The 22,536-nt window shown below is 63.7% G+C and carries 25 protein-coding genes; 11 read left to right on the top strand and 14 right to left on the bottom strand.

Annotation, left to right across the window (positions count from 1 at the left end):
• Position 1 precedes the first annotated feature (1 nt).
• Positions 2 to 544: a shikimate kinase gene (locus AC1Y2B_RS17475; RefSeq protein ID WP_482254397.1), complete on the bottom strand. Its 543-nt coding sequence runs from the start codon at positions 542 to 544 to the stop codon at positions 2 to 4.
• 183 nt (positions 545 to 727) lie between these two features.
• On the opposite strand from AC1Y2B_RS17475, the gene AC1Y2B_RS17470 reads away from it, so the two are divergent.
• Genes AC1Y2B_RS17470 through AC1Y2B_RS17455 form a run of 4 tightly spaced genes read left to right on the top strand, consistent with a single transcriptional unit; the run spans position 728 to position 4,658 of the window.
• On the top strand, positions 728 to 862 hold the full coding sequence (locus tag AC1Y2B_RS17470; RefSeq protein ID WP_482254396.1) for a hypothetical protein: 135 nt from the start codon (positions 728 to 730) through the stop codon (positions 860 to 862).
• Positions 852 to 2,384: a hypothetical protein gene (locus tag AC1Y2B_RS17465; RefSeq protein ID WP_482254395.1), complete on the top strand. Its 1,533-nt coding sequence runs from the start codon at positions 852 to 854 to the stop codon at positions 2,382 to 2,384. The genes AC1Y2B_RS17470 and AC1Y2B_RS17465 overlap by 11 nt, the downstream gene beginning before the upstream one ends.
• Entirely contained in the window at positions 2,384 to 3,346 is a 963-nt protein-coding gene (locus AC1Y2B_RS17460) for a site-specific tyrosine recombinase XerD (protein WP_482254394.1), read from the top strand. The genes AC1Y2B_RS17465 and AC1Y2B_RS17460 overlap by 1 nt, the downstream gene beginning before the upstream one ends.
• A 7-nt stretch (positions 3,347 to 3,353) precedes the next feature.
• The gene (locus AC1Y2B_RS17455) at positions 3,354 to 4,658 is read left to right on the top strand and encodes an HlyC/CorC family transporter (protein ID WP_482254393.1); all 1,305 of its coding nucleotides are present in this window, start codon (positions 3,354 to 3,356) and stop codon (positions 4,656 to 4,658) included.
• 36 nt (positions 4,659 to 4,694) lie between these two features.
• On the opposite strand, the gene AC1Y2B_RS17450 is transcribed toward AC1Y2B_RS17455, so the two are convergent.
• Both AC1Y2B_RS17450 and AC1Y2B_RS17445 read right to left on the bottom strand, forming a co-directional pair.
• Positions 4,695 to 5,963 (bottom strand): CAP domain-containing protein, encoded by a 1,269-nt coding sequence (locus AC1Y2B_RS17450; RefSeq protein ID WP_482254392.1) that lies wholly within the window; start codon positions 5,961 to 5,963, stop codon positions 4,695 to 4,697.
• Positions 5,964 to 6,066: 103 nt separating this feature from the next.
• Positions 6,067 to 7,626: a helicase HerA-like domain-containing protein gene (locus AC1Y2B_RS17445; protein ID WP_482254391.1), complete on the bottom strand. Its 1,560-nt coding sequence runs from the start codon at positions 7,624 to 7,626 to the stop codon at positions 6,067 to 6,069.
• Between the two features lie 496 nt (positions 7,627 to 8,122).
• Between AC1Y2B_RS17445 and AC1Y2B_RS17440 the strand changes: the two genes are divergently transcribed.
• Positions 8,123 to 8,779, top strand: a complete 657-nt coding sequence (locus AC1Y2B_RS17440; protein ID WP_482254390.1) for an invasion associated locus B family protein — start codon at positions 8,123 to 8,125, stop codon at positions 8,777 to 8,779.
• Here the strand turns inward: AC1Y2B_RS17440 and AC1Y2B_RS17435 are convergent, their stop codons facing one another.
• From AC1Y2B_RS17435 to AC1Y2B_RS17420, 4 genes are read right to left on the bottom strand one after another with little or no spacing between them, the layout of a single operon-like run.
• The gene (locus AC1Y2B_RS17435) at positions 8,780 to 9,958 is read right to left on the bottom strand and encodes a beta-ketoacyl-[acyl-carrier-protein] synthase family protein (protein WP_482254389.1); all 1,179 of its coding nucleotides are present in this window, start codon (positions 9,956 to 9,958) and stop codon (positions 8,780 to 8,782) included.
• The gene (locus AC1Y2B_RS17430) at positions 9,958 to 10,206 is read right to left on the bottom strand and encodes an acyl carrier protein (protein ID WP_482254388.1); all 249 of its coding nucleotides are present in this window, start codon (positions 10,204 to 10,206) and stop codon (positions 9,958 to 9,960) included. The genes AC1Y2B_RS17435 and AC1Y2B_RS17430 overlap by 1 nt, the downstream gene beginning before the upstream one ends.
• Complete coding sequence (gene lpxD, locus AC1Y2B_RS17425; protein WP_482254387.1) at positions 10,203 to 11,297, bottom strand: UDP-3-O-(3-hydroxymyristoyl)glucosamine N-acyltransferase; 1,095 nt, start codon at positions 11,295 to 11,297, stop codon at positions 10,203 to 10,205. Before lpxD ends, AC1Y2B_RS17430 begins: the two co-directional genes overlap by 4 nt.
• A 36-nt stretch (positions 11,298 to 11,333) precedes the next feature.
• Positions 11,334 to 12,947 carry a L,D-transpeptidase family protein gene (locus AC1Y2B_RS17420; RefSeq protein WP_482254386.1) on the bottom strand — a complete coding sequence of 538 codons (1,614 nt, stop codon included), beginning with the start codon at positions 12,945 to 12,947 and terminating at the stop codon, positions 11,334 to 11,336.
• A gap of 346 nt (positions 12,948 to 13,293) precedes the next feature.
• Here AC1Y2B_RS17420 and mepK point away from each other — a divergent pair, with 346 nt between their 5' ends.
• On the top strand, positions 13,294 to 13,863 hold the full coding sequence (gene mepK, locus AC1Y2B_RS17415; protein WP_482254385.1) for a peptidoglycan L,D-endopeptidase MepK: 570 nt from the start codon (positions 13,294 to 13,296) through the stop codon (positions 13,861 to 13,863).
• A gap of 85 nt (positions 13,864 to 13,948) precedes the next feature.
• Here mepK and AC1Y2B_RS17410 read toward each other — a convergent pair whose 3' ends face one another.
• Together AC1Y2B_RS17410 and AC1Y2B_RS17405 are read right to left on the bottom strand one after the other, a co-directional pair.
• Complete coding sequence (locus AC1Y2B_RS17410; protein WP_482254384.1) at positions 13,949 to 14,677, bottom strand: RlmE family RNA methyltransferase; 729 nt, start codon at positions 14,675 to 14,677, stop codon at positions 13,949 to 13,951.
• The gene (locus AC1Y2B_RS17405; protein ID WP_482254408.1) at positions 14,674 to 15,738 is read right to left on the bottom strand and encodes a Ppx/GppA phosphatase family protein; all 1,065 of its coding nucleotides are present in this window, start codon (positions 15,736 to 15,738) and stop codon (positions 14,674 to 14,676) included. The genes AC1Y2B_RS17410 and AC1Y2B_RS17405 overlap by 4 nt, the downstream gene beginning before the upstream one ends.
• A gap of 235 nt (positions 15,739 to 15,973) precedes the next feature.
• Between AC1Y2B_RS17405 and AC1Y2B_RS17400 the strand changes: the two genes are divergently transcribed.
• From AC1Y2B_RS17400 to AC1Y2B_RS17385, 4 genes are all read left to right on the top strand, one after another.
• Positions 15,974 to 16,276 carry a virulence factor gene (locus AC1Y2B_RS17400; protein ID WP_482254383.1) on the top strand — a complete coding sequence of 101 codons (303 nt, stop codon included), beginning with the start codon at positions 15,974 to 15,976 and terminating at the stop codon, positions 16,274 to 16,276.
• 75 nt (positions 16,277 to 16,351) lie between these two features.
• Positions 16,352 to 17,266 (top strand): methylenetetrahydrofolate reductase, encoded by a 915-nt coding sequence (locus AC1Y2B_RS17395; protein ID WP_482254382.1) that lies wholly within the window; start codon positions 16,352 to 16,354, stop codon positions 17,264 to 17,266.
• Positions 17,267 to 17,281: 15 nt separating this feature from the next.
• A complete protein-coding gene (locus AC1Y2B_RS17390; protein ID WP_482254381.1) occupies positions 17,282 to 18,265 on the top strand; it encodes a methyltetrahydrofolate cobalamin methyltransferase in 984 nt (327 codons plus the stop codon).
• Positions 18,266 to 18,301: 36 nt separating this feature from the next.
• Positions 18,302 to 18,529: an N-(5'-phosphoribosyl)anthranilate isomerase gene (locus tag AC1Y2B_RS17385; protein WP_482254380.1), complete on the top strand. Its 228-nt coding sequence runs from the start codon at positions 18,302 to 18,304 to the stop codon at positions 18,527 to 18,529.
• A gap of 79 nt (positions 18,530 to 18,608) precedes the next feature.
• Here the strand turns inward: AC1Y2B_RS17385 and AC1Y2B_RS17380 are convergent, their stop codons facing one another.
• The 5 genes from AC1Y2B_RS17380 to ccmA form a co-directional block, all read right to left on the bottom strand.
• Positions 18,609 to 19,136 (bottom strand): DsbE family thiol:disulfide interchange protein, encoded by a 528-nt coding sequence (locus AC1Y2B_RS17380; RefSeq protein ID WP_482254379.1) that lies wholly within the window; start codon positions 19,134 to 19,136, stop codon positions 18,609 to 18,611.
• Positions 19,136 to 19,291, bottom strand: coding sequence for a heme exporter protein CcmD (gene ccmD, locus AC1Y2B_RS17375; protein WP_482254378.1), 156 nt, complete (start codon positions 19,289 to 19,291; stop codon positions 19,136 to 19,138). Before ccmD ends, AC1Y2B_RS17380 begins: the two co-directional genes overlap by 1 nt.
• A complete protein-coding gene (locus AC1Y2B_RS17370; RefSeq protein ID WP_482254377.1) occupies positions 19,288 to 20,022 on the bottom strand; it encodes a heme ABC transporter permease in 735 nt (244 codons plus the stop codon). Before AC1Y2B_RS17370 ends, ccmD begins: the two co-directional genes overlap by 4 nt.
• An 85-nt stretch (positions 20,023 to 20,107) precedes the next feature.
• Positions 20,108 to 20,764 (bottom strand): heme exporter protein CcmB, encoded by a 657-nt coding sequence (gene ccmB, locus AC1Y2B_RS17365; protein WP_482254376.1) that lies wholly within the window; start codon positions 20,762 to 20,764, stop codon positions 20,108 to 20,110.
• A complete protein-coding gene (gene ccmA, locus AC1Y2B_RS17360) occupies positions 20,761 to 21,375 on the bottom strand; it encodes a heme ABC exporter ATP-binding protein CcmA (protein WP_482254375.1) in 615 nt (204 codons plus the stop codon). Before ccmA ends, ccmB begins: the two co-directional genes overlap by 4 nt.
• Positions 21,376 to 21,464: 89 nt before the next feature.
• Here ccmA and AC1Y2B_RS17355 point away from each other — a divergent pair, with 89 nt between their 5' ends.
• On the top strand, positions 21,465 to 22,463 hold the full coding sequence (locus AC1Y2B_RS17355) for an aldo/keto reductase (protein ID WP_482254374.1): 999 nt from the start codon (positions 21,465 to 21,467) through the stop codon (positions 22,461 to 22,463).
• Positions 22,464 to 22,536 lie beyond the last annotated feature (73 nt).

The following is a 22,536-nucleotide window of genomic DNA, read 5'->3' as shown; positions in this document are numbered from 1 at the left end:
GTCAGACCGTCTCCACCACATCCGGCCTTGTGACCAAGGCCTGCGCCACCCGCTCGGCCATCTGCTCGACCGAGATGTCTGCGGCGGAATCCACCGTCAGATCGGCGGAGGCATAGGCAGGCATCCGCGCCTCGTAAAGGCCTTTCAGCGTCTCGCGAGGGTTGGCGGTGCGCAGCAGGGGGCGCGTGGTCTTGTGGCGCACGCGCTGCCACAGCAGTTCCAGATCGGCCCGCAGCCAGACCGAGACCCCCGCCTCGTGGATCAGGCCGCGGTTGACCGGTGCCAGAAAGGCGCCGCCGCCGGTCGACAGCACGCAAGGTTCGCCATGCAGCAAGCGGTTCAACACCTCAGTCTCGCGCGCCCGAAAGAAAGGTTCACCATCCCGTTCGAAAATTTCCGCAATCGAGCGGTTGGCGGCTTTGACGATCTCTTCGTCCGAATCGAGGAAGGGCACCGCCAGCAAACGCGCCAAAGCCGTGCCGACGGCAGTTTTACCCGCCCCCATCATCCCGACAAGCACCACGGTTTTCTTCAAGCGCAGCATGGTTCCCGCCCGTTCCCCCTTCCGAAAGCATGCAGGGCAGGATAATGCCGCCCTTGCATGCAACTTTCCGTCCTGAATGGCGTGAAGTTGCGGCAAATGCCATATATATTCGCGTTGTCGGATCAAGGCCCCGCAAGTGGGCTCCGGCAGAGGTGCAGGAACAGGCGATAGAGGGCGATCCATATGGGACGACTGATTACGGCGGTGCTGGTGTTGGCCATCATCGGGTTTGCGGTGCTGGTGGGCTATGCCTATCTGGCGGACCTTTCGCCTGCCACGGCCGAGGTGAAATTGCCGGTGTCGCTGCATGCCGATTAAGGGCGGGGTCTTTGCGGTTTGTCTGGCTGCCGTGCCGCTTGCGGCGCAGGCCGAACAGCCGCTGTCGGCAATCGACTGGTTGAGCCAGTCGCTTGTGACCCCCGCCGCGATGCCCAAGACGGTCGAGCCTCCGGTCAGTCAGGGCGTGGCACCCGAGGGTGTTACCGTTCAACCCTTGGGCGCTGACACCACGGACAGCCTTGGCATCCTGCCTGCCACCGTCACCGGTCTGCCGCAGGCCCTGTGGGGCATGGCAACGGTCGCCGACATCTCGACCCTGCTGGCGCAGAACACCGCCGAGGATCTGCCCGCCTTGCAAAGCCTGCTCTTGACCCTGCTTCTGGCCGAGGCGGACCCGCCAATCGGTACGCCGCCGGGCGAAAGCATGTTTCTGGCGCGGGTCGATGCGCTGATGAAGATGGGCGCGCTGGATCAGGCGCGGGCCTTGCTGGACACCGCAGGGGCGGCCCGCTCGCCGGAAATCTTCCGGCGCTATTTTGACGTGGCGCTGCTGATCGGCGACGAGGATCGCGCCTGTCAGGCCCTGAAGACCGCGCCCGGTCTGGCCCCGGCCCTGCCGACCCGGATCTTCTGTCTGGCACGGGCTGGCGATTTCGAGACGGCGCAGCTGACGCTGGACACCTCCAAGGCGCTGGGGACGGTCAGCCCGGAAGAAGCCGCCCTGCTGACGCGCTTCATGAACCCCGAACTGGATGACACCGGCATCACGCCGATCATGCCCAACCCGGTGACGCCGCTGGTCTTCCGCATCTACGAGGCGATTGGCGAGCCTTTGCCCGACACCACCCTTCCCGTGGCCTTCACCTATGCCGATCTGTCCGATCAGGCTGGCTGGAAGGCGCAACTGGACGCGGTAGAGCGGCTGGCGCGGTCGGGTTCGGTCGCGCCCAACATGCTTCTGGGCCTTTACACCCAGCAAAAGCCTGCCGCCTCGGGCGGGGTCTGGGACCGGGTGGCGGCGTTTCAGGCCGTCGATGACGCGCTGACCGCGCACAATGCCAAGGCGGTCGAACGCAGCCTGCCGCCAGCCTGGGCCATGATGAAACAGGCCGAACTTGAGGTGCCCTTCGCAACGCTGTTCGCCCCGCAACTCGCCGGACTGTCGCTGACCGGCGAGGCGGCAACCGTCGCGCGTGAGGTGATGCTGCTGTCGCCCGACTATGAAAAGCTGACGCAGGGCCTGACCGGGACCGATGCGTCGGGCAATTTCCTGCTGGCCCTGGCCCGCGGCCAGATGGCGGGGGCCACGCCCACCGATGATCTGTCGACCGCCATCTTCACCGCCTTTACCCAGCCGCAAGTCCCCACCGATCTGCAGGCCCTGATTGATCAGGGCCGCATCGGCGAGGCGATCCTGCAAGCCATGGTCCTGCTGCGGCAGGGCGAGGCCGGTGATCTGCATGCCGTGACCGAAGGCCTGTCCACCTTGCACAAACTTGGGCTGGAAGACGTCGCCCGCCGCACCGGGTTGCAGATGATCTTGCTGGACCGGCGCGGATAATGCCGGCCTCCTCCGCCCCCGGTGACAGTCAACGCTGGATTTCCACCTTCCTGCAGGCCCATGCCGCCGAACACAACGCCGCGCGCAACACGCAAGAAGCTTATGGCCGCGATCTTCTGGCCTTCGCGGCCTTCCTTGCCCCCCGAACCCTGGCCGTGGCAGAGCGCTGCGACGTCGAAGACTACCTCGTGCGCTGCGAGGCCGAGGGCCTGTCGCAAAGCACCCGTGCCCGGCGTCTGTCGGCGATCCGTCAGGTCTACCGCTTTGCCCATGAAGAGGGCTGGCGCGCCGACAATCCCGCCCTGCAAATCCACGGCCCCGGTGCCTCGCGCCACCTGCCAAAGACCCTGTCGCAGGACGATGTCACCGCCCTTCTGACCGCTGCCGCCAAGACCGGACGCAGCCCGCAAGACCGTCAGCGCAATCTTCTCTTGATGGAACTGCTTTACGCCACGGGTTTGCGGGTGTCCGAACTGGTGGGGCTGCCGCTGGCCGCGGTGCGCGGCAACCCCCGCATGATCCTTGTCAAGGGCAAGGGCGACAAGGAGCGCATGGCGCCCCTGTCCGAACCGGCCCGTGTGGCGCTGGCCGCATGGATCCTCCTGCGCGATGCACAGGAAGATGCCGCCCGCAAGGTCGGCAAAGCGCCCAACCGTCATCTTTTCCCCGGCTCGGGGGCAGACGGCCACCTGACGCGCCAGCAATTCCACGGCCTGATCAAGGACATGGCGCTGACAGCCGGTCTCGACCCGGCCCGCGTCTCGCCCCATGTGCTGCGCCATGCCTTCGCCACGCATCTGCTTGCCAATGGCGCCGATCTGCGCGTGATCCAGACCCTTCTGGGCCATGCCGACTTGTCGACTACAGAGATTTACACCCATGTTCTGGAAGACCAGCTCAAAGAGCTGGTCCTGAACCACCACCCGCTTGCGACGTCAAAGAAGACCCCGACAAAGACTTGAGGATAAAATGGACTGGATCGCCGCCCACGCCACCATCGTGCTGACCGCCTTGGCGGTGACGGGACTGCTGTTGCTGTCAGCCTTCTTCTCGGGGTCCGAAACCGCCCTCACCGCCGCCTCGCGCGGGGTGTTGAAAGCGCAAGCCGACAAGGGATCGAAAGGCGCCAAAGCCGCCCTTGACGTGACCGAAGACAGCGAGCGGATGATCGGCGCGCTGCTTTTGGGCAATAACGTTGCCAATATCCTGTCCGCCTCGCTGACCACGGCGCTTCTGACCGACCTGTTCGGCACCAATGGCGTGGCGCTGGCCACCGTGATGGTGACTGTGCTGGTGCTGGTCTTCGCCGAAGTCCTACCGAAAACCGTGGCCATCATCTCGCCCGTCCCGGTGGCCGTGCTGGTCGGCCCGGCGATCAAAGTGCTGATCCTGCTGTTCACCCCGGTCGTGTCCACGGTGCGTGCCTTCGTCCGCCTGATCCTGCGCATCTTCGGCCTGCGCGCCGACCCCAACAGCCGCATCCTTGCCCTGCGCGAAGAAATCGCCGGGGCCATTTCGCTGGGCCATTTCGAAGGTGCGGTGGAAAAGGAAGACCGCGACCGCCTGCTCGGTGCCTTGGACCTGTCAGACCGCACCGTGGATGAGATCATGCGCCACCGCCGCGAGACCGAGATGATCGACGCTGATCTGCCCGCCGAGGAAATCGTCTCGCGCGTCCTCGCCTCCTCCCACTCGCGGCTGCCGGTCTACCGCGGCAGCGACGAGAATATCCTTGGCGTCATCCACGCCAAGGACCTGCTGCGCGAGGTGGAGCGGCTGGACCACATCCATGACAGCCATCAGAAGGCGATGGAAAGCCTTGATATCGTGAAGGTCTCGATGAAGCCCTACTTCATCCCCGACACCACGACGCTGGATGAACAGATGCGCGAGTTCCTCAAACGCCGGACGCATTTCGCGCTGGTGGTCGATGAATACGGCACCCTGCAGGGCCTGATCACGCTGGAAGACATCCTGGAAGAGATCGTGGGCGAGATCACCGACGAATTCGACGTCGTTGACAGCACCCACAATGTCAAGAAAACCGAAGATGGTGGCTTCCTCGTCGATGGCGCCATGACGATCCGCGACATGAACCGCGCCACCGACTGGTCCTTGCCCGATGACGAGGCCAATACCGTGGCCGGGCTGGTGATCCACGAGGCGCAGATGATCCCGGCCCAGGGTCAGGCCTTCAGCTTCCACGGCTTCCGGTTCGAGGTGGTGACACGGCGCGAAAACCGCCTGACCCGGATCAAGGTGCGCAAGCTCTAGCGGGCAGAGGATGGGCCGGTTGCCCGGCCCGCAGCCTCACAGGATCTGGAGGGCACTGTCCAACCCGGTCAAGGTGGTCAAACCGGCCAGATGGATCTGATTGCCGCCGCCGAAGTCGAAGAAGACTTCTCCGGTGCCGACATGGGCGAATTGGCTGACCAGATCGGCCGCCGATTTGCTGCCACTCCACAGCGTGTGATCAAGGCTCAGGTGGTCGGTCTGCGCCAGGCTGAAGTCGGTGATCTTGTCGGTGCCAAACCCGGCGCTGAACACGAAGGTATCGGCCCCACGGCTGCCCGACAGCACGTCATTGCCGGTGCCGCCGTTCAGCGTGTCGCTGGCCAGACCGCCCTTCAGCGTGTCATTGCCGCCAAAGCCTGACAGCACATCGTTGCCGCCCTTGCCCGACAGGGTGTTGTTGCCCGCATTGCCATCCAGATGGTTGCCCGCCGCGTTTCCGGTGGCATTCAGATTGCCGACCCCCAGAAGATCCACATTGCGGATGCCGGAAATCAGGGTGATGTTGCCCGAGGTCATGAAGGTGGTGTCGTCCACCACGTCCAGCTTGACGTTGCCATGGCTCATGTCGACATCGGCCTGGAAGGCCACCGTGCCAGACGTGCCGGTGACCAGCGTGACGGCATTGGTTCCCGCCGCAAGCGCATAGCCGCCCGCGTCCGCCGAAACCCCGGTCGCGGTGCCAACATGGAAGCTTGTCCCGGCCTTGCCCTCGCCGATGGAGTAGAAATTGTCGTTGTTGCGGTCGGTGTAGCTGACGCCGGTGAGGAACCGGGCAGAGCCGGACAGGCCGAAATCTTCGGTCAGCATGGCAGAGTTGAAGGCGGTGTGACCCTGCGTGAAGACGCCGGTCTGAGCCCCCAGCCCCACCTCGCGGTAGACGCCGTTCATCAGGTTGGTCCGGTGTTCGGACGACAGGAACAGGTTCTGGTTCAGCGTTGCAATGCTGCCTTCCAGCGACACCGCCCCGGTCGACCCGACAAAGGCCAGATTCTCGCCCCAGGCAGAGAAGGAATAGCCCTGCGCCGAGATCCGCTGACCCGGATTGCTGCCCCCCGCCCCGGTGTGCGAGAACGTGTCCTGATCCAGCATCCAGATCGAATGGCGGTCCGCTGCGGCCTGCAGAAGGGCGTTCGGGGCCAGCACCTGCTTGGCATTCCCGGTCAGGGTGCCGGGCGCAAGGTCCTTGTTCAGATCAATCCCGAACCGCGCAGCTTCGCCCAAAGGATCAAGACGCGCGCGGTTCATCAATTCAAGCAAATACTGTTCGGCGGCTGAGAGGGTCATGTTGGCCTACTATCCACAATGGCGTTGGCCGTACTTTGCCCTCCAAAGGTGACCAAAATTCGTTTCCACTGTGGAAAATCATCTTTGGAATGTGCCGATTTGTTCAACCTTTACCGAAAAGCCCTCCCAGAATCCCCCGCACCACTGCTTGCCCGGTGCGGCTGCCCAATTGGCGGGCAAAGCTTTTGGCGAAAGCGTCGCCCAACGAGTCCGTCCGGCTGGAGGGCGCACGCGGCGCTGCCGTGGCCCCGCCGCCGACTGGGCCACCATAGCGCCGGGCGTGTTGCAGCCCGTCATTTTGCGGCTGTGGCGCGGCACCGGCACCGGTCGGCTGCGGCACCTGTGCCGACGGGCTTTGCGCCGCCGCATCGGCCCGCGCCTTCAACCGCTCGTAAGCCGACTCCCGATCCACCGTCGCCCCATATTTCGCCCCCATGGCCGAGGCCGCGATGATCGCCGCCCGCGTCGCCGGATCAATCGGCCCGACCTGCGAGGTGGGCGGGCGGATCAGCGTGCGCTGCACGATGCCCGGAATGCCCTTGTCTTCCAGGAACGAGGTTACGGCCTCGCCCGTCCCCACCTCCTGAATGGCCTTGGCCGTGTCAAAGGCCGGGTTGGGCCGGTAGGTCTGCGCCGCTTGGGTCAGGTCTTTCTGATCCTTGGGCGTGAAGGCGCGCAGGCCGTGCTGCACCCGGTTGCCCAACTGGCCCAGGATCACCTCGGGAATATCGGCGGGGTTCTGGCTGATGAAATAGACCCCAACCCCCTTGGACCGGATCAGCCGCGCCACCTGTTCCACCTTGGCAATCAAGGCCTTGGGCGCATCGGTGAACAAAAGGTGCGCCTCGTCGAAGAAGAACACCAGTTTCGGTTTGTCCGGATCGCCCACTTCGGGCATCGTCTCGAACAGTTCTGACAGCAGCCACAGCAGGAACGTCGCGTACAGCTGCGGCGTCAGCATCAGCTTTTCCGCCGCCAGCACGTTGATCATCCCCGCGCCAGAGCCATCCACCCGCATCAGATCCGCCAGATCCAGCGCCGGTTCGCCAAACATCTCCACAGCACCTTGATTTTCCAAGACCAGCAACTGGCGCTGGATCGCGGCAATCGAGGTGCCCGCCACCAGCCCGTATTTCTGCGAAATCTCGTCGGCGTGCTGCGAGACGAAGACCAGCAGCGCCTGCAAATCCTTCAGGTCCAGCACCGGCAACTGTTCTTCGTCGGCCAGCCGGAATGCGACGTTCAGCACGCCTTCCTGCGTCTCGTTCAACTCCAGCATCCGGGCCAGCAGCAAGGGCCCCATCTCGGCCACGGTGGCGCGGATCGGATGGCCGTTCGTCCCCCAGATATCCCAGAAGGTCACCGGATAGGTGCGATAGACCAGATCGTGGTGGATCACGGCCGAGCGCTTCTGGAAGGCATCGTTCAACTTCTGGCTGACCGAGCCCGCCGCCCCGATCCCCGACAGATCGCCCTTCACATCGGCCATGAACACCGGAACACCCGCCGCTGAAAACCCCTCGGCCAGCACTTGCAGCGTCACGGTCTTGCCAGTTCCGGTGGCGCCCGCAATCAGGCCATGCCGGTTGCCGTATTTCAGCAAAAGGCTCTGCGCCTCGGCATAGCCCTCACCGCCGCCGCCCACAAAAATGCTGTCCGTCATCTGAATCCCCTCAAAAAAACACCGGTCCTAGCGACAGAGAATACATTCTTAACCTTCTTCTGCCAGATTGATCTGATCAGGCCAGCGACCTGTCGCCGCCTGATACTTCCTCCCTGTCAGACTGGCCGCACCCCCGGGTGCGGCCTTTTTTCGGGTGATGCGGAATATCCATTCTTTTCAAACCGCAAGCTCATCGCGAATTGATCGAGACGGTGCAAAATCCCAGTTGACGATTTTGTGAAACCGATCTAGCGTCCCGTCATCAAGTCGGCCAGTCCGACAGGGAGCAAAAAAATACAATGAGAAAGGGCCGTGCCTCGGCCCTTTTTCTTTTTTTGAACAACGGCTTGCCGTGACTTTTTGTCACACCCCTTGCGCAAGCTTTCGCCAGTGTGCCGCAGCCTGCGATTTGGGGCCTGACGGGGCGGCCGGGGCCGTGCTAAGGCAGGCCAAACCGGAACCCAAAGCCGCGCTGCAGCTGATCAAGGACACCACCATGACACTCCCCTTTTCCCGCCTCGCCCTTGGCCTCGCCCTCTCGGTCGCCCTGACCGGATGGAGCGGTGCCGCGATGGCCCAGACCACCACCGCCACGATCACCCCGCCCGATCCGGCGCAGGCGACCGCCCCGGCCAATGGCGTGTCGATGGGTGTCACCGACGGGATCCCCGGTCAGGCGCAAGCGGCCATAGGCGGGGTCTACCTTGCCACCAAGTTCGATGACTGGGAACAGCGCTGCGTCAAGACGGCGGACGGGTCCGACCCCTGCCAGCTTTACCAGCTTTTGAAGGACCAAACCGGCAATCCCACCGCCGAAGTCAGCTTCTTCACCCTGCCCGATGGTGGCCAAGCCGTTCTGGGCGCCACCGTTCTGGTGCCGCTGGAGACGTTGCTGACCGCCAACCTGCGCATTGCCGTCGATCAGGCCGTGGCCAAGATCTACCCCTTCTCGTATTGCACGGCGGCGGGCTGCATTGCCAAGGTCGGCTTCACGGCGGATGATCTGGCGACGCTGAAGAAGGGCACCAACGCCACCGTCACCATCGTTCCGGCCGCAGCGCCCGACAAGACCGTGGTTGTGGCCGTTTCGCTCAAGGGGTTCTCGGCCGGCTATCAGGCCATCGCGGACGCAGCCGCCAAGATCAAGAAGTGATCACGCCTGCCTGAGCGCAAGCACCGCGTTCAACCCGCCAAAGGCGAAAGAGTTTGACAGGACAGCCGTCACCGCGGCTGTCCTTTTTTCTGTCACAAGGTCAACCGGACAGGCCGCATCCGGTCCAAGGTAGCCAGCGGTCGGCGCAAGGACACCGGTTTGCAGGGCCAAAAGGCAGGCCAGCAACTCCACCGCGCCGGCCCCGCCGATCAGGTGGCCATGCAGCGACTTGGTCGAAGAAACCGGCGGAGAGGTTTGAAAGACCTCAACAATCGCTTCTGCCTCGCAGCGGTCGTTGGCGGCGGTGCCGGTGCCATGGGCGTTGATATAGCCGATCTCTGCCGGGGACAGGTGGCCATCCTGCAAGGCAAGCCGCATGGCGCGCACCGCCCCCGCCACCGAAGGCTGCACCATGTCGCCGGCATCTGTCGTTGCCGCAAAGCCCGCCACCTCGGCCAAGGGCGTGGCCCCGCGCGCCAGCGCGTGATCGCGGTCCTCCAGCACGAAGACCGCAGCGCCCTCGCCCATCACCATGCCGTCGCGGCCTTTCGAGAACGGGCGGCAGGCGGTCTCTGACAGCACCCGCAACCCCTCCCAGGCTTTGATGCCGCCAAAGCACAGCATGGCATCCGACCCGCCGGCCAGCATCACCGGCGCCAGTCCGGCGCGGATCATCTGAAACGCTTGGCCAATGGCATGGTTGGACGACGAACAGGCGGAGGCCACCGTATAGCTTGGCCCCATCAACCCCAGATCCCGCGCCACCAGCGAGGCGGCTGCCGAGGCCATCAGCCGTGGCACGGTGAACGGATGGACCCGGTTCTTGCCCGCCTGATAGACCGCCCGGTAATTGTCATCCACCGTCTGCAATCCCCCCCCGGCCGAACCGATGCTCACCCCGGCGCCCGGCACCGATCCCAAGCCCGCCTGCGCCATCGCCTGCCGGGCCGAGGCCACGGCATATTGCGCGAAAGGATCCATCCACACCAGATCGCTGCGGTCAAATTCCCCTGTCCAACCCGTGACTTGCGCGCCGATCTTCACGTGAAGCCGATCCAGGTCGGCCAAAACCAGCGGTGCAATCGCCGAGTGCCCCCGGGCCATCGCCGCATAGGTGGCCGCCACGTTATGGCCCAGGGGGTTGACCGTCCCCGCCCCGGTGATCACCACCCGGGCCATCAGCCCCGCACCAAAGCCTCGACCGCCGTCACGATGGCACCGATGGTGGAGGTGTCAAAGCTGTTGGCCGCCGGGTCCTGCGCGTTGAAGGGGATCGTGATGTCGAACGCCTCTTCCAGCGCGAAGATCGACTCGACCATCGCCAGACTGTCCAACCCCAGCTCCGCCGGTCGCGCCTCCAGCCGCAGGTCGGCCGGGTCGATCAGGGCTTGCGCGGCAAGGATCTGCAAGATCCGGTCGCGGATCATTCCTCGGCCTCGTCCACGGCACCCAGACGCGCCTCGATCGCGGCCAGACGGCCGGACAGGCGCGGCAGCCGGCGCATCGCCTTTTGCAGCGCGATATGGCTGTCCATCTTGATGGCCGGATAGCCCAGCACCACACGCCCTGCCGGCGTGTTTGTCATCAGCTTGGATGCCGCCCCGGCGATCACGTCATCGCCGACGAACAGATTGTCGCCCACCCCGACCTGCCCCGCCAACACCACCCGGTTGCCGATGCGAACCGAGCCTGCAATGCCCACCATGCCGCAGATCAGGCAATCCTCGCCCATCGTCACGTTGTGGGCGATATGCACCAGATTGTCGATCTTGGTCCGATGGCCGATCGTGGTAGAGCGGATTGTGCCCCGGTCGATGCAACTGTTGGCGCCGATCTCGATATCATCGCCCAGAACGACGGCGCCCAAGGAATGGATGCGGTGCCACTCTTGTTTTCGAATATCGCCGCGAATTCCAAGGGTTGCGCGGATTTCTTCAACCCCCGAAACCTCTGGCGTCACAAAAGAGAACCCGTCCGAGCCGATCACACAGCCCGGTTGGCAGATCACCCGGTCGCCGATTTGCACGCCATGACCAATGCGCACGCCTTCCAGAAGAAGCGCATCTGCCCCAATCACAGCACCCGCCCCAATCGAGACATGCGGGGCGATCCGGGCCCGAGGCCCGATCTTGGCGCCAGCCCCAATCGTCACGAAAGGTCCAATTGCGGCCCCCGCGCCAATCTCGGCAGAGGGATCGACCACGGTCATCGGATGCAGGCCCGGCGCAATCGCTGGCCCCATGTCCAAAGCCTGCGTCAAGCCCGCCATCGCCAGCCGGCCGCGCGGCGCGAAGATCGCGGCCTGCAGGCCAAGGGCACGCCAGTCCGCGCCCGGCCACAGCAGCGCCGCCCGCGCCTGACCCAGCTTCAGCCCTTCGGCATATTTCGGGTTGGTGGCCAGCGCCAGATCCTGCGCCCCGGCCATGGCCGGTTCTGCGGCGCCTGCAATCAGCAGGTCGCCGTCGCCTTCGAAGGGCGCGCCAATCGCGGTCGCTATCTGTGCGAGTCTATGGGCCACAAGCGCCTCCGTCCGGGGGTAGATCCGCCGGTCTGATTAGCTTTGAACGCCCGCCAGCGCCACCCCGGCGTCCTTGAGCGCGGCAAAAAGCTTCGCGTCGCGGCCATAGATGTCGCGCCGATAGCCGATGCGGTTCTGATCATCCGGCCAGGCGGTAAAGTAGACCAGATGCACCGGAATCGGCTGATCCAGGTTCAGCGTCGATTCCTTGCCGGTGTGCAGATAGCTGGCGAACAGGCCCTTGGGATCGTCCGACTGCCGGCTAAGCAGGAAATACGCGAAGTCAAAGGGCGCGCCCACCCGGATGCAGCCATGGCTGAACGCCCGAACTTCCCGGGAGAACAAGGACTTGGTCGGCGTGTCATGCAGGTAGATGTTGTAGGGGTTGGGGAACATGAACTTCACCTTACCCAAGGCATTGCCATCCTCGGGCGGCTGACGCAGCGCGAAGGGGAAGTTGTCGGGCGTGAAGGACGCGAAATCAACGGTGGTGCGGTCGACGATCTGGCCGGTGCGGTCCAGCAGTTGCAACTGGCTTTGCGCCGTTGGGTCTTTCTGGAATTGCGGCAGGTATTCCTTGACGACGATGGACCTTGGCACCGACCACGTCGGGTTGATGACCATGAACTCCATCTTGTCAGAGAATTCCGGGCTTTGCGTGTCTGCGCCGATCTTGCCGATGACCACGCGGCTTTCGAAGGTCGTCGCCCCATCGTCAACCACCTTGACGGTGAAATCCGGCTGGTTGACCCAGATATGCCGCTTGCCCAGATCAACATTGCCCATCCAGCGCAGCCGCTCCATCGCGACGACGACGGATTTGAGGCGGTCTTCGGCAGGCACGTTCAGGGCCACGACGGTGCCTTTGCCGGCCACGCCATCCGGCGTGATGCCGTTGTTCAGCTGGAATCGCTGCACGGCGGCTTGAATGTCGGCGTCATAGGTGACAGTGAAGGACCGTTCCAGATGGCCTAAGGCCACCAGTCGGTCGCGCAGCGCGGTGACGGCATCGGCCGGCGCGGTCAGCTTGATCTCGGCCACCGGAATGGTCGGGCCATAGCCGCCAGCGGCGATCAGATCCTCCAACGCAAATTTCTCAGCCATCAGACGGGCATATTCCGGCTCGGACGGCGGCAGGCCGGCCAGATAGCCGGCGAAGTCATAGCCATCGGCCTGCGACAGGATCAGCGCCGGATCGGGCCGCGGGATCACGCGCTTGATGCCGTCGTCCACCTTGCCAGGCTCCAGCGCACCGGAAGACAGGTCGCGGGCGAAGGCCAGATAGGCTGACGACATTGCCACTTCCAGACGGCCAAGATCCCCCTCGGTCTGGGCATTGGAAAAGGCTTGGCGCAGGGCGGCGGCGTCATAGCGCGGCACCGGCAGGCCATGATCGGCGGCCGTGTCAAAGGCGGACAGCAGCGCCGCGCGCCGGGCGGCGTCGGTCGGGCCGGTCCACAGCGTGGCATAGGCCCGGTCGCGGTAAAAGCCCGAGATGACGGCGTCCTGACCGGCGGCCGCAGCCAAAGCCTGCGTAAAGGCCGAAGGCAGGGTCGAGGCGGAAACGACGCCAGCCCGCAGTGCCGCCCCCAAGGCCAGGGCAGAGGTCATCGCCCGCAACACATTCCGCCTGCTTGTCACAATCGTCATTGCCACAATTCCCTTGTCGGGCTTCGTGCGCGCCCGCGCTGATCTTCTGTTGCACCAAAGGTATCCGTAAATCCCTGCCTTTGCAAACCTCACCCGGGCTTTCAATCGCAGCCGCCCCGACGTCTGTCGCAATTTGATCACTTGAACTTTAAGCGCAATCTCGGCGGAATGCTGCCCTTGAATTCAGCGAATTTTTGCCTATCGCGGCCAAACTGCCCGGATGCGACAGAAATGCCTGTTGGGAGCTTGGAAAAACTATGGCATTAGAACGATGCGCTTTGGGGATGAAGCAGCAACAAAGCCGTCGAAAAGACGGTTCAGCACGGCAAACGGGACAGGCTGATCAATGATGGATACACATGACGCAGGGGTTTCGCGGCGCTCGTTGTTGCGCGTCTTTGCAGCGAGCATCGTGGTAGCGGCACCCACTTACGCCAAGGCGACCGGCTTTCTGAAGGGCGCTGGCGACGTGCGACGGGTCAACATGTACTCGGGCCGATCCGGTGAGACGGTGAATGCGATCTACTGGGTGGATGGTAACTACATCCCGGAGGTCGTCAAGCAAATCAGCCACTTCATGCGCGATCTTCGCGTCGATTCCACCATCGACATGAACCCGCACAACATGGACATCATCGCCGCGACCCACCATCTGCTGGGCGTGAAAGAACCCTACATGCTGCTGTCTGGCTATCGGACACCGGCCACCAACGCCCTTCTTCGCTCTGAATCGCATGGCGTTGCGAAAAATTCCCTTCATATCCAAGGCATGGCGGCCGACCTTCGCCTGAAATCGCGTACCGTCGGCCAGATGTACGCCGCCGCGGTTGCCTGTGATGCCGGGGGTGTCGGCCACTACTACCGTTCGAACTTCGTTCATATGGACTGTGGACCGGTTCGCACCTGGGCGGGCTGATCGGGATCAGCGACAGGACGCAAAAGGGCACCCTTGGGTGCCCTTTGTCATTTCAGCCGGATGCGCAGCTGCAATCGGGCGAAGGTCACTCCTGCGTGACGGATCCCGGCCGGCCCCGGAAGCCCTGCGCCACCACGAACTTTTCGGACGAATCAGCGCGGCTGGCGGGGGGCTTCACATTGGCCACCTTGCGGAAGGCCTTCTTCAACTGGTTCTGCATTTCCAGCTCTGCCCCGCCGGCCAGAACCTTGGCGACGAAGGTTCCGTTCTCGTCCAGCACATCGAAGGCAAAGTCCAGCGCGGCTTCCACCAGGGCGATGATGCGCAAGTGGTCGGTGCCCTTGTGCCCCGAGGCCGAGGCCGCCATGTCTGACATCACCACATCGGCCTTGCCGCCCAGCCAGCCCTTGACCAGGGCATCGGCATCTTCGGACAGGAAGTCGAGCTGGTGCAGTTCACACCCGGCAATCGGCTCGATCTCTTGCAGGTCGATGCCCAGAATGGTGCCAATCGGCTTGTTCGCCTTTTCGCCCAACGAGTTGACGCGCGGCACCGCCACCTGACACCAGCCGCCCGGCGCGCAGCCAAGGTCAACCACGCGGGCGCCCGGCTTCAGGAAGCCATACTTGTCGTCCAGTTCCATGATCTTGTAGGCGGCGCGGCCCCGGAAGCCCTCGCGCTTGGCCTTGGTCACGTAGGGGTCGTTCAATTGGCGTTCCAGCCACAGTGTTGACGAAAGCTTGCGCCCCTTCGCCGTCTTCACCTTGATCCGCAGATCACGCCGTCCCCGGCCAGAGTCATTCACTTCAGTCATTCAAACGGTCCGTCTTCCAGAACGCCATCGGCGCTCATCTGTGCATATAACAGCCCCTCGCGCAGGCCGCGATCGGCTACGGAAAGCTGATCGGTGGGCCAGATGCGCATCAGCGCCTGCAGGATGGCCGCCCCCGACATGATCAGCGTATGCCTGTCACGCCCGATGCGCGGGTCCGTCCTGCGTCCGTCCGGACCAAGCGCCAGATAGTCGCGGATGACAAGGTCGATCTGGTCGGAACTCATCACCAAACCATCGACTTTCGCCCGATCATAGCGCCTGAGCCCCAAAAACGATGCCGCAACCGTCGTGACGGTGCCCGAGGTGCCGATGATCTGGAACCCCTTGCGCGGCTGCGCGGCCGAGGCCGGAGAGAAATTCGCCAGAGATTCCTCGAAGAACCACGACATCAGGGCAAACCGCGCCGCGTCATCCTCGACATCGATGAACTGGTCCTTCAGCGTGGCAACCCCCAGCGGAACCGAGATCCAGTCCACCACCCGCGCATCGCCCGCCCCCTGCCGGTCAAAGCCCGACGACAGCCGCATGATCGAGCGCGGACGATCCTCGGGGGCCACAGCGGACAGGTCGATCCAGACCAGTTCAGTCGACCCACCGCCAATGTCGACGATCAGCAACTGTTCCGATTCCCGACGCACCAGTGGCGCGCAAGAGATGACGGCCAGACGGGCCTCTTCCTCGGCGGCAATGATTTCCACCATCAGGCCGGTTTCGCGCCGCACCTGCCGGATGAAATCCTTGGAGTTTCTGGCCCTGCGGCACGCCTCTGTTGCCACCAGCCGCATCCGGCGCACACCGTGCTTCTCGATCTTCTTCTGGCAGATCCGCAATGCCTGAATCGTGCGGCCCATCGAAGCGCGTGACAACTTCCCCGACGCCTCAAGCCCGGCGCCAAGCTGGACAGTTTTGGAAAAACTGTCCACCACCAGAAACTGACTGCCCCTTGGCTGGGCAATCAGCATCCGGCACGAATTTGTTCCCAGATCAACGGCGGCATAAAGCCCTGATCCGGTCGTAAGGGGGCCAGACATTTCAGGCATCAGGGATCCCGTCACAGGATCGACCTCATGCGCTTGTGCGTCCGCCCCCGGGGGACGCTGGGGCGTCATCGCCGCCCTCCATCTGTGGTTGCCCCCATGCTAGCCCTGATGCGCCCCATGCTCAAGCCTGCAATGGACTTCGTCGCATCCTCGCGTTCCCATGTCGAAATCCGGCATCGGCTGTCGCAAATCGGCGCTACACAGGGGGCCACATCATCACGCCGGAATCACAGACATGCCCGAAGTCACCATCGTTTACTGGCGCGACATTCCTGCCCAGATCATCGTCGGCAAGGGACGGTCCGGCGCCAAGGTCAAACTGTCGGAGCGATTCGAACAGGCAATCGACCGGGTCGCGATGAAGATCGGCGCCAAGGATGCCGACGCCTATCTGGCCGAATGGCGCAAGGCTGCACCCTTCACCGTTGAAGGCGAGCAGATGGAGGTGGCGCAAGCCGAAGCCGCCAAGATCGAAGCCACCTATGACATCGACCGTCTGAAAAGCCTCATCTCCACCGACGGTTGGGCAAAAGCCTGATCCATTTTCAGTGGTCGCGTGATCTTCGAGGAAAACCGGCGACCACCTTCCGCATCACGCCCTAAAGGACACGACATGGCCCTGTTCAACTTCCGCCGCGATACCGCGCCCGCGACCGTTTCCGACGATGTGGAGGCTTTCCTGCAAGGCTATTCCATCGAGGTGATGCCGCGCACGGCCGAGAAGGTCGAGGATTTTCGCGCCCTTCTGCCCAAGGGCACCCGCGTCTACATCGCCCATATCGAGGGCACGCCCATCGAGGACATGGTGACCACCGCCAAGCGGATCTCTGGCGAAGGGTTCGAGGTGATGCCGCACTTTCCGGCGCGGATCATCAAGGACAAGGCGACGCTGGCTGACTGGATCGCGCGCTACAAGGGCGAGGCGGGCGTGAAAGAGGCGCTGCTTCTGGGCGGTGGCGTTTCCACCCCGGCGGGTGATTTCGACAATTCGATGCAGCTGGTGGAAACCGGCCTGTTTGACGGCTTCACCCGTCTGCATTTCGCCGGCCACCCCGAAGGCAACAAGGACATCGACAAGGACGGCGGCGATGCGGTGGTGATGAAGGCGCTGGCGTGGAAAGACGCCTACACCAAGCGCTCCGATGCCAAATTCGCCTTGGCCACCCAGTTCTGCTTTGACGCGGCCCCGGTGATCGAATGGGCCAACAAGCTGTCGGCGGCGGGTGTCTCGATCCCGGTGCATATCGGCATCGCGGGCCCGGCCAAGCTGCAGACCCTGATCAAGTTCGCCATCGCCTGCGGCGTGGGTCCCTCGCTCAAGGTCTTGCAAAAGCGCGCGATGGATGTGACCAAGCTGCTGCTTCCCTATGAACCGACCGACGTGGTGGCGGCGCTGGCGGCCCACAAGGCCAAAACCCCGGGCTTCAACATCGAACAGGTCCATTTCTTCCCGCTGGGCGGCATCAAGACCAATGCCCAATGGGTGACTGACAACGGCGGCGCCGCTGGCGTTCCGGCCAACGCTTAAGAGGAAAGATCAAGAATGACCCGTACCGTCGTTGAATCCAAAACGAAAACCGTGATCATCGGTTTTGACGAACCCTTCTGCGTGATCGGCGAGCGCATCAACCCCACCGGGCGCAAGAAGCTGGCCGCCGAGCTGGAGATGGACAATTTCGACACCGTCATCCGCGACGCGCTGGAGCAGGTGGCCTGCGGGGCCAATCTTCTCGACGTGAACTCGGGCGCGGTCTTTACCAACAAGATGGCCGTGGACCCGCGCTATGCCGACAACAACTTCACCGAGCCGCCACTGATGAAGCGCCTGATTGAGATCATCCAGGGCGTGGTCGACGTGCCTTTGTGCATCGACAGCTCGGTGCCGGCGGCATTGGAGGCGGGCTTGCTGGCTTGCGAAGGTCGTCCCCTGCTGAACTCGGTGACGGGTGAGGAAGAACGGCTGGAGCGCATCCTGCCGCTGGTCAAGAAGTACAACGTGCCGGTCGTGGCGATTTCGAACGACGACACCGGCATCAGCCAGGACCCTGACGTGCGCTTTGCCGTGGCCAAGAAGATCGTCGAGCGTGCCGCCGATTTCGGCATCCCGGCGCATGACATCGTGGTCGACCCGCTGGTCATGCCGGTGGGGGCCATGGGCTCGGCCGGTCAGCAGGTCTTCGCGCTGGTCCGCCGTCTGCGCGAAGAGCTGGGCGTGAACACCACCTGCGGCGCCTCGAACATCTCGTTCGGTCTGCCGCACCGGCATGGCGTCAACGCCGCCTTCCTGCCGATGGCGATTGGGGCGGGGATGACCTCTGCCATCATGAACCCGGTGCGCGCCCCGGAAATGGAGGCGATCCGTGCCGCCAACTTCCTGATGAACCACGATGCCAATGGCGGCGAATGGATTCGCTTCGCCAAGGTGATCGAGGCGGTCGAGGCCGGGGCAAGCTTTGCCGAAGCTTCGGCGGCGGCCACCGCTGCCACTTCGGGCCGTCGAGGCGGGCGCCGGGCCCGTTCCGAGTAAACACCTTGTTAACCATGGGGCGGTTAGAACTGCCCCATGGATACACCGCGCGCCATCAACCCCGATCTTTGGCTGAACCACATCTTCAGCGCCAAATCCGCCGCTTCAGGCGGGGTTGTGCGTCGGTCCAAGCAGTGGGTCGAAGCGGAAATCGGGCTGGATGTGTTCGAACGCTCGGTGCGGGCGCGGGGCTTTCACCTGATCGAAGCCGGCAGCCAACTGGTTGTGATCTGCCATTCCGGCCCGATCGCCATCCGGTTTTGAGGCACGATTTTTCGTACGAAAAATCGACGGTCGAATTTTCGTACGAAAATTCGTTTTCTGGATTTTCGCAGAAGATCCGTTACTGCGCCGCCTTGGCCATCGCCGGCCGCACCTGGCTTTCCAGGTTCTCCGCCGTGATCGGCCCGGCCAGCCGCAGCAGAACCTGCCCCTTGCCGTCAATCACATAGGTCTCGGGCACGCCATAGACGCCCCAATCCAGCGCCATCGGCCCGGGATCCGCGCCCAGCTGCGTGTAGGGATTGCCGTTGTCCCCAAGGAACTTCAGCGCATCCTCGGGCTTGTCCTTGTAATTGATGCCGTAAATCACGACACCCTCTTCGTGCAGTTTTTCCAGCATCGGATGTTCGATCCGGCAGGGTTCGCACCAGCTGGCCCAGAAATTCAACAGCTTGACGCCGGGTTTGCGCAGATCGGCATCGGTCACCACAGGGCCATCGCCCAAAGCCAAGGCACGAACGGCTGCCGCTTCGTGCCCGATCTGCATCGAGGGCAAGGGTTGGTCGCCCTTTTGCATGCCCACCCAGAACGCCACGGCCAGCGCCGCGAAAGCCAGGGGCGGCAGCAGGATCAAAGGTCGAAATGCCATCAGGTGTTTCCTTCTCGACGCTCGACCTCGTCCAGCGTCCGTTTCATCCGCGCGCCCTGCCACAGGGTCAGCGCAATCAAAGCCACCAGCAGCGCCAAAGCTGCGCCATAGGCGCCCAGCACCGTTCCGGCATATTTCCCAAGGTCCGGCATCATGGAGCAGCCCTTTCGCGCGCGATCAGCGCCTTGATCCGGCGGGCGCGGATTTCCGTCCGGGTGCGCAGCAGGACCAGAGTGACGAACAAGAGGACAAACCCCGCAACGCAAACCGCCAAGGGCGCGCCATAGACATTGTCGACCTGATCGCTGCCCTGCACCACCGATACTGAAGCGCCCTGATGCAGCCCCTGATTCCAGAACAGCACCGCATAGCGCGACAGGAAGGCAAAGACCGACCCCACGATGCACAGGACCGAGGTCAGATCCGCCGCGGTATCGGCATCCTCCACCGCCGCCCAAAGCGCGATATAGCCCAGATAGAACAGGCCCAGAATCAGGAACGAAGTCAGGCGCGGATCCCAGGCCCACCAGGTGCCCCACATGGGCTCTCCCCAGATCGCCCCGGTCACGAGGCCAATCACCGTGAAGGTCAGCCCCACCGGGGCGGCCGCCTTGGCCGACAAGGCGCTGACATGATGGCGCCGGATCAGCCAGATCAACGAGCCCACCAGCATCATGAACCAGGCCGAGATGGCCATCATCGCACTTGGCACATGCAGGTAGATGATCTTGACCGTCGCCCCCTGCTTGTAGTCATCGGGCGTGAAGAAGAAGCCCCAAATCAGCCCGCCGCCCAGCAAAAGCACCGCCAGCCCGGACACCCAGGGCAAGGCCCAGGCCGAGGTCTGCATGAACTTCTTGGGGTTGGCATATTCCCAGATCGACATGAACTTTCCTTGCCCAAGGGGCGACGGGTTTGCAAGTCAAAGAAACGTCAGACCGTCAATTCCGTTTCGCATTTCAGATTGGCCCTCACTTCAGGTTCGCCCGTATGGCGGCACCGCAGGCGAAGGGCAGGATCGCCGCCGACCCCAGCGAAATCGCCGCCAGCAGCAACAGCGGGATCATCGCATCCGTCCCCGCCGCCCCGCGTCGCACGGCTTCTGCGCCAAAGACCAGCGTCGGCACGTACATCGGCAGCACGATCAGCGACAGGATCAACCCGCCGCGCTTCAATCCCACCGTCAGGGCCGCGCCGAACGCCCCGATCAAAGAGAGTGCGGGCGACCCCAATGCCAAGGAGGCCACCAGCCAGACATAGCCCGAGGGCTCCAAGCTCAGCAACAGCCCCAGCACCGGAGAGATCACCACCAAGGGCAGCCCCGTCACCAGCCAGTGTGCCAAGGCCTTCATCGCGGCCACGCCCTCCAAAGGCAGCGGCGAGACGGCCATCAGGTCCAGCGAGCCATCCTCGAAATCCAGCGCGAACATGCGGTCCAGCGACAGAAGACAGGCCAAAAGTGCGCCCACCCACAGAATTCCCGGCGCAATCCTGGACAGCAAGGCGCCCTCGGGTCCGACACCCAAAGGCACCAGCACCGCCACCATCAGAAAGAAGGCCAGCCCAAGGCCAAAGCCACCGCCCGCCCGCATCGCCAGACGCAGATCCCTGACCATGAGCGCCTTCATGCGAAAGCCTCGTCAAACGCACCCTTTCGTTTCTGCGAGGCCCGGAAGGGGGTCAAGTCCAGCACCTCGGCCTCGTGCAAGCCCAGATCAATATGGGTGGCGACAATCGCAGCCCCGCCCTGCCCCAGATGCCCGCGCAGCATGGCGCCGAACAAGGCGACCGAGGCCGCATCCAGCGACACCGTCGGCTCATCCATCAGCCAGAGCTTGCGTCCTGTCACCATCAGCCGCGCCAGCCCCAGACGGCGCTTCTGCCCCGCCGACAGGTCCGCCGCCCGGCGGTCGCGCAGGGATGCAAGGTTCATGCCGACAATCGCAGGCTCCACCGCACCTTGCCCGTGAACCGAGGCCCAGAAGGCCAGATTTTCCATCACTGTCAGCGTGGCCTTCAACCCATCGGCATGGCCGGAATAGGTGATCGTCTCGGGCTCGGCCGCGATATGGCCCTCCAGCGCGGGTTGCAGGCCGGCCAGGGTGCGCAGCAACGTCGTCTTGCCTGCGCCATTCGGCCCGCGCAAAATCAAGACCTTGCCGGGCGACAGGCTGAAGCCCACCCCCTCCAGCACGGCCAATCCGCCGCGCGCAACACTCAGATCCTGCACCGTCAACATGCCCCCTCCTATCGCGCTTCGCCCGCCACCGGAAGCCCTTGGACAAGACGCCGCATCAGACTAGGTTGCGCCTGCAACAGGAGAAGACCATGACCCTTACCACCAATCCCCTCGGCAAGACCGGATTTCCCGCCACCCGCATAGGCTTTGGGGCCTGGGCCATCGGCGGCACCTGGGGCGAGGTGACAGAGGTCGATGCCAAGGCCACCCTGCATGCGGCGCTGGATGCGGGCGTGAATTTCATCGACACGGCGGATGTCTATGGCGACGGGCGGTCCGAGCGGATTATCGCGGCGGTTCTGGCGGAACGGGGCCGCGATCAATCGCGGCCTTACGTTGCGACCAAGGCGGGCCGCAGGCTCAACCCCCATGTGGCCGAGGGTTACGACCTTGCCCATCTTGAAGCCTTCATCGACCGCAGCCGCGCGAATCTGGCGATGGATTGCCTTGACCTTGTGCAACTGCACTGCCCCCCGACCGCCGTCTATGGCGATGCCCGGGTCTATGAGGCCCTCGACACCCTGAAAGCCAAGGGCAAGATTGCCGCCTACGGCGTTTCGGTCGAGAAGATCGACGAGGCGCTGGAGGCGATCCAGCACCCCGGCGTGGTGTCCGTGCAGATCATCTACAACCTGTTCCGCCAGCGCCCTGCCGACGCCTTCTTTGCCGCTGCCAAGGCCGCGAATGTGGCGGTGATCGCCCGTGTGCCGCTCGCCTCGGGGCTTTTGACCGGCAAGATGTCCGCCGCCTCGACCTTCGCCGCCGATGACCACCGCAGCTTCAACCGCAATGGCGAGGCGTTTGACAAGGGCGAGACCTTCTCGGGCGTGCCCTATGACGTTGCCCTGCAAGCGGTCGAGGAACTGCGCCCGCTGGTCCCCGATGGTGCCACAATGGCCGCCTTTGCGCTGCGCTGGATTTTGATGGCGGATGCCGTGTCAGTGGTGATTCCCGGCGCGAAATCCCAGGCGCAAAGCCAAGCCAACGTCCAGGCCGACGCCCTGCCCGCGCTTACCCCCGCCACAATGGACGCCGCGCGCGACATATACAGCCGCCTCATCGCGCCCCACGTCGCCCATCTGTGGTGATTGCCCCTTCATCCGGGCTCAAATATCCACCTTCGGCGCCTGTCACAGGCGGCGGAGTTGGATATTTGGACCT

Source organism: Stagnihabitans sp. (assembly GCF_964946895.1).
The sequence above is the reverse complement of the archived record's forward strand: the minus strand, read 5'-3'. Positions and strand labels throughout refer to the sequence as shown.